The following is a 13,180-nucleotide window of genomic DNA, read 5'->3' as shown; positions in this document are numbered from 1 at the left end:
TGAGGTCGGTCATGACGCCACCAGCGCTCCTCGTCGTCCGATCCCCCAGATCGTCAGGGCGAGTCCCGACAGCACCATGCCCGCGATGCTCACCGCGAGCCACTCCCCCACCGACCACAACACCACGGCAGCGGCCGATCCGATCGCCCCACCGATGAAGTTCCCCGTCACGAAGGCGGTGTTCAACCGGCTCCGCGCCTCATTGGACACCGCGAAGATCCGCGTCTGGTTGAGAATGTTCAGCCCCTGGATCGCCACGTCGATCAGCACCACCACGACGAGAACGAGCACCACGGACCGCCCCGCGAACATCGCCACGGTGAACGACGCGAGCGCCAGCAGCCACCCGATGCCCGTGGCGGGAAGGGACCAGCCACGGTCGTGCAGCCGCCCGGCCCGCTGCGCCGCCGACGCCCCGGCCAGCCCGGCCAGGCCGAAGAGGCCGATCACCGAGACGGGATACTCGAAGGGCGGCGAACTCAACAGAAAGGTCAGCGACGTCCAGAACATGGTGAAGGTCGCGAAGCCCGTCCCACCCAGCAGCAGCGTCCACCGCACCACCCGCTCCCGCCGCACCACCGAGAACACCGACGCGATCAGCTGGAAATAGGGCAGCCGTGTCTTCGGCTCCAGCGCGGGGATCTTCCGGTGGAGCAGGGCCGCCAGCAGAACGGCCACGACGGCGGCGGCCACGAAAACAGTCCGCCAGCCCGCGAACTCGGCGACCAGGCCGCTGATCGTACGCGAGATCAGGATGCCCGTCAGGATGCCCGACGTCACGGTCCCGACCACCTGGCCGCGCTGGGCTTCCACGGCCAGGTCTCCGGCCAGCGGTGTCAGCAACTGCCCGGCCACGGTCGTGACGCCCAGCAGCGAGATCGCCGCCAGCAGCAACCCGAAGGACGGCGCCAGGGCGCACAACACCAGCATCACGGCTGACACGAGCAGCATCAGGGGAATGAGCCGCCGCCGATCCAGGACGTCGCCCAGCGGGACGAACAGCAGGATGCCGATCGCGTAACCGACCTGGGTGACCGTAACGAGCCATCCGGCAACGGCGGTGGGGGCGTGCAGGTCGCCTGCGATGAAGTCGAGGAGGGGCTGAGCCCAGTAGAGGTTGCCGACCGCCGCGCCACCGGCGACGGCGAAGAGGAAGGTCAGGCCACCGGTCATGACCTGGGGACGTGGTGGTGCGGGTTGTGCCGTCACCCGGACATGCTCGCATGCGGGGGTCGCCGGTCCCGGGCGGGGACCGAATGGTCCCTGATCGATCCTCACCTACCCCTGGGGGAACGAGGCCCGAGCCTCACGAGAGGTCGGGCCGATGTTCTCGACCACGACGGGAAGGTCGTTCGCCCATCTCAGGTTCGCGGCGTACGTCCAACGTGCTCTTCCCACCCAGCCGTGAAAGAAGACACGCTCGCCGAGGGGGTGGGCACCGCCGGGTCCCCGCACCGCTCCGCCGAGGCTTTCGGTCGTCATCAACGGCCGGTGGGCCTTGGTGAAGGGACCCGTGAGCGACGGGGACACGGCGTAGCCGGTGAAGTAACGGTCGCCGGTGTACGAGCCGCCCGCGTAGAAGAGCACGTACCGGGTAGAGCGTTTGACCAGTGCGGGTGCTTCGATCACGCCGTTCTCATCAGGGTGGTCGTTGCGTATCAGCTCTCTGCGGGGACCGACGAAGGTGATCCCGTCGGCGCGCACCTCCTGCAGCCAGATGATCGAGGGCCTGGGAGGGTCCAGCGCGTTCCCGTCGTTCTTGTAGAGCAGGTATCTCCTTCCGTCGGTGTCGACGAAACTCGCCGGATCGATGTCGCCGCCCTCGCTCGCGTCGCAGACGAGAGGGCCGTCGCCCACGGGCCGGAAGGGGCCGAGCGGTCCGGTCGAGAGGGCCGCGCCGACGCATCTCCGCTGGGCCGTGGCGCTCGGGGCGGCGAAGTACATGAGGTACCGGCCGTCCGCGCGCCGGGAGACATCGGGTGCCCAGAAACCGCCTTCGCCCGCCCAGGACGGCTTGGCGGGCAGAGCGTCCCCGCGCATGGTCCACGCCCCGGAGGCCGACGGCGCGCCGGCGACGGGAATCGTCCCCGCCGAGCTGCTGGTGGAGTAGGCGTAGAAGGCGGACCCCGCCCGGATCACGGCCGGGTCGGGGAAATCGGCGGCGATGACGGCCACGGGGCGCACCGTGGCCGCCGCGGAAACAGGGCCGGCGCACGCCATGACCATCAGCATGGCGACCAGTGGGACACGACGGCGAGACGATCGCATCTCGCTCTCCTCTCAGCGCGCACGAACGGTCATGTGGCGAGTCGCGTGTCGAAGGGGACCCCATGCCGTGGAGGGATGAGGATATCGACGACACATCACTCTTAGCCATGAGAAAGTCACATAAAGTGAACCGCTTCCGTCGGAGAGGTCGCAGGGGAAGAGCTCGGCCGGCCGTTCCGGCCGGACGCACGAGGGCGGCCGGTCCCGGCAGGAGTTGGCCGGGGGGGATCGGCTCACCGGGCGCGTTCCGCCGAGCGCGGATAGTCGAATGTCCGGACGCCATGGAAGGTCTCGCCGGCGATGCGATAGCCGTGCGCGGCCTCGCTGCCGGCGTGGCCGACATCGATGGTGTCGGCGGTCGACCAGACACCGTCGACCTTCTGCTCGACGACGTAGCGGAACTCGTTGAAGTCCCAGACGGATGACACGAACGTGTTGACGACGGTGAGCGAGCTTCGGCCCGCGGTCAGGGCCGACGGGATGTCGACACTTTGGTCCACCCACCCGTAGGTGCCACCGAGCAGCGGCTTCCACTCCCCGGCCGGGGCTCCGTTCACGCTGATGGCGGCACGTTGCAGGGGGACGTTGGCATCCAGGCGGCGGATCAGCCTCACCCCGGCGTGGGCCGGATCGACGTTCACGGTGAACCGGCTCGACCCGCCACGGCCGAACGCACGACCGTCGTCGGTGACGCTTCGCGGCGCCTCCCGTAAACCGGCGATGACGATCAGGGTCACCGCGGCGGCCGGCAGGGCCAGCACGGCCAGCACCGGCAGGGCCGCTCGACGCCGGCCCCGGCCGGGGACCCGGATCGCTCCCCACCGGCCCGGCCCCACCGGCCGTGCGCCGGACTCGGTACCACCGGCGGGCTCGATCACTCGCCCCGGCTCGGGCGCGGCGGGCATCCGCGCGATTCGTGCCCGTTCCCAGGCCCGCTCCCACGCCGGAAGCCGATGCTCGGACACCTGGCACGCCCGCAGGAACGCCGTCATCACCGCCTTCTTGGGGAAGCGCCGACCGGCCAGCATGTCCGCGCAGGTGGCCCGCGGCAGCCGGGTGCCGCCCGCCCTGTCCGCCCTGGCCTGCAACTCCCGCAGCGACACATCGGCCCGCGCGAACTGCTCGGCCAGAAGCTTCACCAGGTCCTCGTGGCAGCTCACCGCGTCCTCGTGGCAGCTCACCGCGTCCACCGCGGGCCCACCCGCCTCCTCGGCGGCCCGAGACTCCCGCTCGCCTTCCAGATCCGCGCTCATCGCCCTCAGGCCCCGCCCTCTTCCGAACCGGGCCCTTCAGCCCCACCTGACCCCATCATGTCCGACAGTGTACGAGTCATTACCCAACGTGTCCGGACTTGGCTGCCGGGTGGATCGGTTCCGGGTGAGTCCGGACGAGTCCGTCCGGGTCCGTCCGCAGCCCTGTTGGACACCCCGGCGAGGCGGCTTAGCTGACGTCCAAGGCGGTGACCTGGTCAGACACGACCGGGTCCACGACGAGGAGCAGCCGCCGGACGGTCCCCCCGGGCCCGTCCGGACCGGAGGCCCTGACCCACCTCATCGAGTGAGGGAGCAGGAATCCGGCCCGGAGCCCAACGGACTTCTCCTACCAAATTTCCCGAAAAGTCGGCATATTCGGCCGACCTGAACAACGGAGACCACCATGAACGCACGCCGACTCGCCGCAGCCCTCGCCGCCACGGTCATGACCGCCGGCACGGTGCTGCTGATCGGCCAGCCGGCCCACGCCACGGAGACCTCGTCCGACGGGGCACGAACCTCCATGGCGGCCAACCCCTGCGGCATGTACCGGGACGGGAGCGCCGCGATGTACAAGAACTGCACCACGGCCAACGAGAGGATCTTCGTGACCTACTTCCTGGGCGGCAACCGGTACTACTGCGTGACCCCCGGCTCGACGGCCTACGTCGGGTCCTGGGGTAACACGTTCCGGGTCTACAACCGGGGCACCTGCTAACCCGTCGAGCCCCCGCCGACATGTCGGCGGGGGCTCCTGTCGTCCTGCGTGTCCGGGCGGCCGTCCCGGTGCGGGGCCGGCCGTTCGGTCGCCGCTCGGGTCTCGTGGTCAGGCCCTCAGTCTTCGCCGTGATAGGCACGCAGCTCACGGCGCGCCCGACGACGGCCGCGGCGGCGCTCTTCGCGTCGGAAGTGGCGCCACTCCCGGCCCCCGTCGCCGTAACCGAACAGGTGGTAGGCGTAGGCGGTGGCGCTCCAGTGACAGCCGCCCGTGCGGTGGCTCAGGGAGCCGCTGTCGGCGGTGATCTCGTCCGGCAGCGCGCACGGCCCGAACCGGTGATCATGCACGGGCAGGCAGGTCACCATCGGCGCGTCGGCCATCCGCACCCACCAGGGCCGGGTCTTGTCGGTCTTGCTCATACGGTCACCTTTCGGCTCCGTGACACCCCGGGCTGGGGCTGTCACAAGACCGCACGCACCGTGATCACCTCCGACTTCACGAACGACATATCACGACAAATCAGGACCGAAAGCAACGTTGCCGCTCGGAGAAACCCGAGTCCCACGTTACCGCGAGCCCCAGGAGCGCGACGGGCGACAAGACCTCGCCGCCAGGTGAGGCTAACGTGTCGGATCATGGATGAGGCGGGAGCCGAGGAGGGCGCGCTGGTCGCGGCTGTCCTCGCGGGCGACGATCGGGCGTTCACCGGGCTTGTCGAGCGTCACCGGCGGGAACTGCGGGTGCACTGCTACCGGATGCTCGGCTCCTTCGAGGAGTCCGAGGACCTGGTGCAGGAGACGTTCCTGCGGGCGTGGCGCGGGCGCGGGACCTTCCAGGGCCGTTCCACCGTCCGCGCGTGGCTCTACCGGATCGCGACGAACGCGTGCCTGGACTTCCTCGACCGGCACCCCCGCCGCCCGCGACCTCGCGACGCGGAACCGGCACAGCGCCCGTGGCCGGGCTCGCCGCCGGCGGACGTGCCATGGCTGCAGCCCTACCCGGACCAGCTGCTGGAGCCGATCGCGTCCGACGGTATGGAGCCGGACGTGGCCGTGGTGGGCAAGGAGACCATCGAGCTGGCGTTCCTCACCGCCATCCAGCATCTGCCGCCCAGGCAGCGGGCCGCGCTGATTCTGCGCGACGTGCTCGGCTGGTCCGCCAAGGAGACCGCCGCGCAGCTGGAGATCAGTGTCGACTCGGTCAAGAGCGCCCTGAAACGAGCACGCTCGACCCTGAGGACCCACCTTCCCGAACGACGTCTCGAATGGGCGCCGTCGACGGCGCCGACCGCCCGGGAGCGGGAGCTGCTGCGTCGCTTCATGGACGCCCACGACAGGGCCGACCCCGCCGCCCTGGCGGAGCTGCTGAGCGAGGACGTGCGGATGACGATGCCTCCGCTTCCGTTCTGGTGCTCCGGTCGCGACGCGATCGTGGCCTTCGCCGCGCACGCCTTCGGCCCCGGCTCACCGCTGTACCGGGGACGGTGGCGGAACGTGCCCACGCGGGCGAACCGGCAGCCCGCGGTGGCGGGCTACATCCGGCTGCCGGGCGAGTCCGTCTACCGGGCCCAGGCGCTCAATGTGCTGAGGATCGAGGACGGCGGGATCGTCGAGATCACCGTCTTCGAACCGCACCTGCTGGCCGCGTTCGGACTGCCACCGACGCTGCCGCCGGACAGCCCCCTCGGACGGTGACCCCTTTTCTGAGCCTCGCCCGTCTCAACGGTGGACGACCTCGACGAGCGGGGTCGACCGATGTTGAGGAGCACCCACGATGACGATCGACGATCACGAAGATGTGATGACGCTGCCGCAGGGCGACATCCGCCTGCTGGGCAGTGACGTGGCGCGGCGCCTGCTCGCCTCGACGGAGCTGGCACGGCTGGCGTACGTGGCGGCGGACGGCACTCCGCGCGTGTTCCCGATGCTGTTCCACTGGACGGGCACCGACCTCGTCATGTCCACGTTCGAGGGAGCGGCCAAGATAGCCGCGCTGCGGGCCAGGCCCGACGTCGCCATCACCGTCGACGCCGCCTCGACACCACCGGCGGTGCTCCTCCTTCGCGGCCGGGCCTCGGTCACCGACGTCGCGGGGATCGTGCCGGAGTACGCGCTGGCCCAGCACCGGTACGCCGGGGCGGAGCAGGGCGCCGCCAACGTGGCGGCGGTGGATCACCCCGGTACGAGGATGGCCCGCATCGCCGTCCGCCCCACCTGGGTCGGGGTCCTCGACTTCCAGACCCGGCTGCCCGGAGGCGCCAGTACGAAGGATTTCGAGCGCCGGGGCCGATCGTGAGCCCGCGGCACGACCCTCGGAAGGACCACACGACTTGACCACCTACGTGTTGATACCCGGTGCCGCGGCCGACTCGTGGTACTGGCACCTGACGGCCGCCGAGCTGCGTGCGCGCGGCCATGACGTGGTCACGCCCGACCTGCCCTGCGACGACGACTCGGCCGGGCTCTCCGAGTACGCCGACGCGGTGGTCGACGCCGTCGGCGACCGTACCGGCCTCGTCGTGGTCGCCCACTCCTTCGGCGGGTTCACCGCGCCACTGGTGTGCCGGCGGGTGCCGGTCGAACTCCTCGTGCTGGTGACGGCCATGATCCCGGCACCGGGTGAGCCTCCGGGTGACTGGTGGGCCAACACCGGCTGGGAGCGGGCGAGGCGGGAGCGGGACGAGCACGACGGCCGGGCACCGGACGACGACACCGCCCTGTTCTTTCACGACGTCCCGCCCGAGCTGGCCGCCGAGGCCGTGAGGAGGGGCCGCGACCAGTCGTCCACCCCCTTCACCGACCCGTGGCCGCTCGCCGCCTGGCCGTCCGTGCCGACGGCGTTCCTCCTGTGCCGCGACGACCGCTATCTCCCCGCCGAGTTCATGCGCCGCCTCGTCAGGGAACGCCTGGGCATGGTCCCCGAGGAGATCGGCGGGGGCCACAACGTCGCTCTCAGCCGTCCCGGGGAACTCGCCGACCGGCTGGCGGCGTATCGCCGGAGGTGAGCCGTCCGGTCTCGCCGTGACACCGGCGCGGCCCGGGCGCCCGATCACGCCGCGGCACGCCGGGCACGCGGCGAGGCGCTTCCTGAGCCGAGCACCCGTGTACGTGACGACCGGCTACCCGTCGTCACGTACACGGGCCGGCTGGGCGGGTGGCCCGGGATCCCGGACGCCCTCCAGGAGTGTCCTGGTCAGAGCGGCGGCGAACTCGTCGAGCGGCTGGGCGGCCGGGCCAAAGAGCGGCTGATCCCCGGCGAAGGATCTCATGAAGGCGCGATGGAAGCACGCCCCGAGGAACAGGACAGCCGCCGCTGCGGGGTCGGCGTCGGCGCGGACCCGCCCGGCGGCGCGTTGCCGGCCCAGGTAGGCGGTGAGCGCGTCGAGCGGCTTGTGCGGGCCCAGGTCGAGCCTGGCCAGCTCCTCACCGTGCCGCCGCAGCAGCACCGGATCGGAGAACAGGGAGGCGCCGATCGGGAAACTCGACGCGTAGAACGTCGCGGTCTGCCGGGCGATCTCGACCAGGGTCTCCTCGATGTCGTCCTCGTCTCTCGGCCCCCCGGTCTCCAGCTCGACGAGGAGGGGGGCAAACCGGGGCATCCGCTCCTTGAGGACGAACACGAACAGCTCCGACTTGCTCTCGAAGTGCTTGTAGAGCGCGGCCTCCGAACATCCCGCCGCGCGGGCGATCGCCTTGGTGGTGGTATGGGCCAGGCCGATGGTCCGCATCAACTCGTCGGCGGCGTCCAGGATCCGGACCCGCGTCGGCTTCATACTGGGCGCTCCTCGGGGTTGACGAATGGTGGGTGAATACTCACTATAGTAGTTAGTAAGCATTCACCAACTTACAGGCGGGAGAGACGCCATGAAGCTGACCGTCTGCGGAGCGACGGGCGGCACGGGGCGGGAGGTCGTGCGGCAGGCGCTGGAAGCGGGGCACGAGGTGACGGCGGTGGTGCGCGATTCCGCGCGGCTGCCGCAGGGCCTCGCCGACGTGCGGGTGGTGACCGCCGACCTGGCCGACCCCGAGTCGTTACGCTCCGCGATGGAGGGACGGGACGTCGTGATCTCGGGCATCGGCCCGCGCAGCAGGAAACTCGCCCGGGACGGCGTCGTCGCGCCGGCGACGCGGAGTGTCCTGTCCGTCATGGAGGTCTGCGGGGTGCGCCGCTTCGTCGCGGTGAGCGCGGCCCCGGTCGGCCCGTCGCCGCAGGGCGACTCCTTCCTCGACCGCAGGATCGTGACCCCGCTGGTGCAAAGGGCACTACGTGACGTCTACACCGATCTGAGGGCGATGGAGAAGATCATCTGCGGCAGCAGCACCGACTGGACGGTCATGCGACCGCCCCGCCTGCTGGACAGGCCCCTCACCGGGAGATACCGGCTGGCCATCGGCGGCAACGTCCCCCGCGGGCGCACGATCGCCCGCTCCGACCTGGCCCACGCGATCCTCGCCCTGCTGGACAACCCCGCGACGGTGGGGCAGGTGGTCGGCGTCGCGTACTGAACCCCCGTGGCCCCGCCCCTCCGTGACACGGGCGCCGGGAGGGGCACCATCGGCCCCGGGCGTTCCTCGCACCCATCCGAACCTGACCTGACCAGACCATCCCGGGGGGGGTGGCACCGGGTCCGGCGTCCAAGGCGCCGGACCCGGTGCCCTAACCGGATCCGGGCTCGCCGGTGAGCGCCCGCGCGAACGCGTCGTGGGTGGGTGTTCCGGGGGCGTCGTCGAGCACGGCGAAGACCACCCGTTCGAAGCGCCCGCGGAAGGCTCCCGAGGGACCGAGGTGCGTGGCGAAGCAGGCCGCCACGAGCGCGGGCGAGTTGCGGAACACCCCGCACCCCCACGCGCCCAGCACGAGCCCGCGCAGCCCCAAGGCGGCGAAGAGGCTCAGAACCCGCCCCGAGCGCTCGAACAGCACCTCCGGCAGGCGGGCGCGCCGCTCGTCGCTCTCGTCCATGGCACCCGCGTTCGGCGCGGCCACGGTCAGGAACGAGACGGGGTACGGACGGGCGAGCAGGCCACCCCGGTCGTCCCTGAACACCGGGACCGCGGGCGAGAAGATCGCGCGATCGCTGTAGAGCGGGTCACCCCGCCTCCGGTGGGAGGCATAGAAATCCGGCACCTCGACCAGGCAGCGATAGAGCCCCGACGCGTACGCCAGGCTCTCCTCCTGCGCCTGGGTTCCCCTCAGGAAACCGCCCCCGGGATTCTTCGCCGAGGCGAAGTTCAGGCAGCCGACGGCCCCGGCCGCTCCGCCACCCCCGCGGTCACCGCCGTCTTCACCGGCCCTGTCACCCCTGCCGTCCTCGACCAGGCGGCGGGCGGCCGACAGGGAGGTCTCGTTGACGACCTCCACCGAGGTCGCGACGGCCGGAGACGCGGCGAGCGGGCCGGCCGGCTCGTCGGGCCCCCACGACCGCGTGCCCGCGACGGCCTCGGCGAGCTCTCCCGCGATGGACACCCGCCCCTCCGTGGGGTGGTCGTACCAGCCGCGCTCCAGGATCTCCACGGTCTGAGCGGCGAGCGCCCGGCGTGCTTGCGTCATCTTTACCTCCCGGTTTCCCGGGCACAAGTTATCCTCATTATGAGAAATTCTCAATACGAGAAGGACATGAAAAGAGTTCCCCCGGCGTGGAGGGCCGGGGAGACGTAGCCGTGCCGCAATTCCAGGTCCTCCCAGCGCACAGTGTCCAGCGGCGCCCCCGGCCCGGCGACGTTCACCACGACCGGCGCCTGAGCCGCCGCCGGCGCATCGGCCGGCCCTTGGCCGAACAGGCGCCGGCCCAGGTAGAACAGCGCGAAGTTCTCCTCCAGCCCCTCTGACGTCACGGTCCGCCGGGACCGATAGTGCCGGGCGCACAGCACCAGCGCGTCGACGACGGGGAACTCCGCGCGGATCTCCGCGACGGCCCTGCCGCTCTCGGCGAGCAGGCTGAGGTCGGCCGTGACGAACCGGGCCCGGCCGGCGGCGCCCGCCTTGTCCGCCGCAGTGAGGAACTCCCGGCCCTTGGCCGGATTCCGGCCCATGAAGAGGACGGTCGCTCCCTCACCGAGCAGCTCGGAGGCCGGCGCCCGGCCGATCCCGTCGGTGCCGCCGGTGATCACCACTGTCTTCACGCCGGCTTCTTTCCGGCCAGCTCACCGAGCAACCGCCAGGTGCGCTCGTGGTCCCGCGGCCCGGCCAGGCTGGTCTGGGTGAACACCACCTCGGTCGCGCCCGCGTCGAAGTAGCGGCGCACCGCTGCGGCGATCACCTCCTCGTCGCCGATCTCGACGAGGTCGGCGGCGCGCGACGCCCCCGACAGTTCGATCGCCTTCTGGTAGGAGGGGACCCGGTCGTAGAAGGCGGTCTGACGGACCGCCTCCTCCCGCGCGGCCTCCACGTCGTCGGTGACGACCCCGGCGACGAGCGCGACGACGCGCGGAGCGGGCCGTCCCGCCGCTTCGGCCGCCGACAGCAGCCGGGGCACCATGTGCTCCGCGAGCGCCTTCGGGCCGGCCAGGAACGGCAGCGTCCCATCGGCCAGCTCACCCGTGAGGCGCAGCGCCTGCGGTCCCATGGCCGCCACCAGGACCGGCACGGCCGGGGTAGCGCCCGCGAGCCCGGTGGGCATCGGGCTCACCGCCGTGAGCGTCTCGCCGTGGAAGTCGACCGTCCCCTCGGCCAGCAGAGTTCGCAACGCGGAGAGGAAGTCCCGCAGCCGGGCGATCGGCCGCTCGTGCGGGATGCCGAACACCGGCTCGACGAATGCCTTGGCGCCAAGTCCCAACCCGAGGGTGTACCGGCCGTGCGTGGCCGCCTACGTCGTCTGCGCCTGGGCGCCGACCAGCAGCGGGTGGCGTCCGAAGATGGGCACCGCGGATGTCCCCACGTTCAGCCCCGGGACCTCCCTGCCAACGATCCCGGCCAGTGCGACGGAGTCGTAGTCGAATCGCTGTCCGAGCCAGACCGAGTCGATTCCCGCCGACTCCGCCGCACGCGCCTGGTCCACGACGGCGTCAACGGCATTCCCCGCGTCCGCCGGCGCCGATAGAGCAACACCTATGATCATAAATCTATTAACCAGGTCGGATGACCATGAATTCCCGCACGGACAGTCGCTGGCTTCGTAGCGAGGTCACGTGCCCACCAGCTGTCAGTCACCCACCTGAGCTGTGCAAATGCATCAGAATCCTCCTCGCCGGAGCCGTCGTCCATCCCTATGGGTCACTCTATACTTACTCTTGGTAGTTGCCCGAGCCTTCGTCTGGCTCTGGAAACTCCAGGGTGCCGGGTGGAGTTGCCCCGGTTCAGTAGACACGTCAGGGCTTTCGGCTACGCGGCAGCATAGCCGTCTTCTTGAATGCTCTTAAGGGCGTGTCGGCGTTCGTACTCGGTGGGGCTGAGCTGGCCGTTCGCGGAGTGGCGGCGGCGTGGGTTGTAGAAGCCCTCGATGTAGGCGAACACGGCCCGTTCGGCTTCTGACCTGGTACGGAAGGTCCGCCGGTCGATCAGCTCACACTCCAGCGAGGCGAAGAAACTCTCCGTGATCGCATTGTCGAAGCACGTCCCGGTCCTACCCGTCGAGGGGCGAACTCCTGCCTGCTCGCATCGCTGGCCGAAGGCGATCGAGGTGTACTGGCTGCCCTTGTCGCTGTGATGGATCACCCCGGCGCTGGGGCGGCGCTGATGGATCGCCATCGCCAGCGCGTCGGTCACCAGCTCAGTCCGCATATGGTCGGCCATCGCCCAGCCGACGATCCGCCTGGAGAACACGTCCAAGACCACAGCGAGATAAACGAAACCCTGCCAGGTCGGCACATACGTGATGTCGGCCGTCCAGATCCGGTTCGGCTCGTCCGCTTCGAACTTCCGCTTCACCAGGTCCGACGCGGCTGCAGCCCGCCGATCCGCGATCGTCGTGCGGCAGCCCTTACGCCGGGAGACACCGGCCAGCCCGGCCGCACGCATCAGCCGGGCCACTCGCTTGCGGCCCACCTTCTCCCCGTCGATCTCACGCAGGTCGGCGTGGATGCGCGGCGCCCCATACACCTCATCAGAGGCCGTATGGTGCCGGTGGATCTTCTCAGTCAGCTCGGCATCACGACAGGCGCGAGTGGACGGGCCGCGCTTGGCCCAGGCGTAGTAGCCCTGGCGCGACACACCCAGCACCCGGGCCAGCAGGGAGACATCGTGGTGGTCTTTCTCCGCATCGATCAGCCGGTACTTCATCTCGGCCGATCCGTCTCCCGCGCGAAGAAAACCGCGGCCTTACGCAAGATCTCCTTCTCCTCGCGGAGGATCTTGTTCTCACGGCGCAGCCGGACCAGCTCGTCCTTCTCAGCGCTGGTCAGGCCGTCTTGGCGGCGGCCATCATCGAGGTCGACCTGGCGCACCCAGGTACGGATCGACTGCGCGGAGGGCTCGAACTCCTTGGCGAGTTCCTCCGGCGACCGTCCCGCGCGCACCAGCTCCACCATCTGCCGGCGAAACTCCGGCGGATAGTTGTTCGGCACAGTGAACTCCTTCTTTCGGGAACCAGGGTTCCCCAGAGGTCAGGTGTCCACCAAACCGGGCCAACTCCAATCATCGCTGATGTGATCAACAGGAGACGGTGTCTACGTGAACGCATGAGACGTTCCTTTCGTCGGGCGTTCGTCGATACGTCACACGCTCTCCTGCCGATACGGCGCCGTCATCACCCGGACGTCGTATTCGCGAGTACGAGGTTCTGGGACCATCCGGCCGGGATTCGGGGTTGATGCCGGCAGGAGTTGTTGATCAAGTGGTTTCCGCGCAGGCGAGGTTTCCCCGCTCTGCTGCGCGCGCACGCGACGCCCGACAGGCCGGGCGTGGTCGGGCTGGCACGTAACGCCTTCCGCTCGCCGGACCGGATCGTCGGGGCGTGCGGCCGTTACCTGACCACGCGCCTCTCAGGACGAGCTGCCGTCCGGTCGTT

The 13,180-nt window shown here is 70.1% G+C and carries 13 protein-coding genes and 1 pseudogene; 5 read left to right on the top strand and 9 right to left on the bottom strand.

Annotated elements, in window-relative coordinates; all coding sequences use genetic code 11:
• Positions 1-9: 9 nt before the first annotated feature.
• The 3 genes from OG587_RS26830 to OG587_RS26820 form a co-directional block, all read right to left on the bottom strand.
• Positions 10-1,209 carry an MFS transporter gene (locus OG587_RS26830; RefSeq protein ID WP_329079948.1) on the bottom strand — a complete coding sequence of 400 codons (1,200 nt, stop codon included), beginning with the start codon at positions 1,207-1,209 and terminating at the stop codon, positions 10-12.
• 69 nt (positions 1,210-1,278) lie between these two features.
• Positions 1,279-2,268, bottom strand: a complete 990-nt coding sequence (locus OG587_RS26825; protein ID WP_329079946.1) for a glycoside hydrolase family 43 protein — start codon at positions 2,266-2,268, stop codon at positions 1,279-1,281.
• A gap of 233 nt (positions 2,269-2,501) precedes the next feature.
• The gene (locus OG587_RS26820; RefSeq protein ID WP_329079944.1) at positions 2,502-3,521 is read right to left on the bottom strand and encodes a hypothetical protein; all 1,020 of its coding nucleotides are present in this window, start codon (positions 3,519-3,521) and stop codon (positions 2,502-2,504) included.
• A 403-nt stretch (positions 3,522-3,924) separates the two neighbouring features.
• On the opposite strand from OG587_RS26820, the gene OG587_RS26815 reads away from it, so the two are divergent.
• Entirely contained in the window at positions 3,925-4,239 is a 315-nt protein-coding gene (locus OG587_RS26815; RefSeq protein WP_329079942.1) for a DUF6355 family natural product biosynthesis protein, read from the top strand.
• 116 nt (positions 4,240-4,355) lie between these two features.
• Here OG587_RS26815 and OG587_RS26810 read toward each other — a convergent pair whose 3' ends face one another.
• Positions 4,356-4,658: a hypothetical protein gene (locus OG587_RS26810; RefSeq protein WP_329079940.1), complete on the bottom strand. Its 303-nt coding sequence runs from the start codon at positions 4,656-4,658 to the stop codon at positions 4,356-4,358.
• A 216-nt stretch (positions 4,659-4,874) separates the two neighbouring features.
• On the opposite strand from OG587_RS26810, the gene OG587_RS26805 reads away from it, so the two are divergent.
• From OG587_RS26805 to OG587_RS26795, 3 genes are all read left to right on the top strand, one after another.
• A complete protein-coding gene (locus OG587_RS26805) occupies positions 4,875-5,933 on the top strand; it encodes a sigma-70 family RNA polymerase sigma factor (RefSeq protein WP_329079939.1) in 1,059 nt (352 codons plus the stop codon).
• Positions 5,934-6,012: 79 nt separating this feature from the next.
• Positions 6,013-6,534 carry a pyridoxamine 5'-phosphate oxidase family protein gene (locus OG587_RS26800; protein WP_329079937.1) on the top strand — a complete coding sequence of 174 codons (522 nt, stop codon included), beginning with the start codon at positions 6,013-6,015 and terminating at the stop codon, positions 6,532-6,534.
• 34 nt (positions 6,535-6,568) lie between these two features.
• Positions 6,569-7,243, top strand: a complete 675-nt coding sequence (locus tag OG587_RS26795) for an alpha/beta hydrolase (RefSeq protein ID WP_329079936.1) — start codon at positions 6,569-6,571, stop codon at positions 7,241-7,243.
• 114 nt (positions 7,244-7,357) lie between these two features.
• On the opposite strand, the gene OG587_RS26790 is transcribed toward OG587_RS26795, so the two are convergent.
• Positions 7,358-8,011: a TetR/AcrR family transcriptional regulator gene (locus tag OG587_RS26790; RefSeq protein WP_329079935.1), complete on the bottom strand. Its 654-nt coding sequence runs from the start codon at positions 8,009-8,011 to the stop codon at positions 7,358-7,360.
• Positions 8,012-8,102: 91 nt separating this feature from the next.
• Between OG587_RS26790 and OG587_RS26785 the strand changes: the two genes are divergently transcribed.
• The gene (locus tag OG587_RS26785) at positions 8,103-8,744 is read left to right on the top strand and encodes an NAD(P)-dependent oxidoreductase (protein ID WP_329079933.1); all 642 of its coding nucleotides are present in this window, start codon (positions 8,103-8,105) and stop codon (positions 8,742-8,744) included.
• Between the two features lie 151 nt (positions 8,745-8,895).
• Here the strand turns inward: OG587_RS26785 and OG587_RS26780 are convergent, their stop codons facing one another.
• The 4 genes and pseudogenes from OG587_RS26780 to OG587_RS26765 form a co-directional block, all read right to left on the bottom strand.
• On the bottom strand, positions 8,896-9,786 hold the full coding sequence (locus OG587_RS26780) for a TIGR02452 family protein (RefSeq protein ID WP_329079931.1): 891 nt from the start codon (positions 9,784-9,786) through the stop codon (positions 8,896-8,898).
• A 50-nt stretch (positions 9,787-9,836) separates the two neighbouring features.
• Positions 9,837-10,358: an SDR family NAD(P)-dependent oxidoreductase gene (locus OG587_RS26775; RefSeq protein ID WP_329079929.1), complete on the bottom strand. Its 522-nt coding sequence runs from the start codon at positions 10,356-10,358 to the stop codon at positions 9,837-9,839.
• Positions 10,355-11,293, bottom strand: a pseudogene (locus OG587_RS26770) (TIGR03564 family F420-dependent LLM class oxidoreductase). The gene OG587_RS26775 and the pseudogene OG587_RS26770 overlap by 4 nt, the downstream one beginning before the upstream one ends.
• A gap of 263 nt (positions 11,294-11,556) precedes the next feature.
• Positions 11,557-12,701, bottom strand: a protein-coding gene (locus OG587_RS26765) for an IS3 family transposase (RefSeq protein WP_329083762.1) whose coding sequence is annotated in 2 segments (ribosomal slippage) — positions 11,557-12,488 and positions 12,488-12,701 — 1,146 coding nt in all. Because the reading frame shifts where the segments join, the coding sequence is not laid out codon by codon here.
• Positions 12,702-13,180: the final 479 nt, after the last annotated feature.

Origin of the sequence: Streptosporangium sp. NBC_01469, assembly GCF_036227305.1 — a bacterium.
Lineage (GTDB): Bacteria > Actinomycetota > Actinomycetes > Streptosporangiales > Streptosporangiaceae > Streptosporangium.
This window is presented reverse-complemented; position numbering and strand designations above follow the sequence as displayed.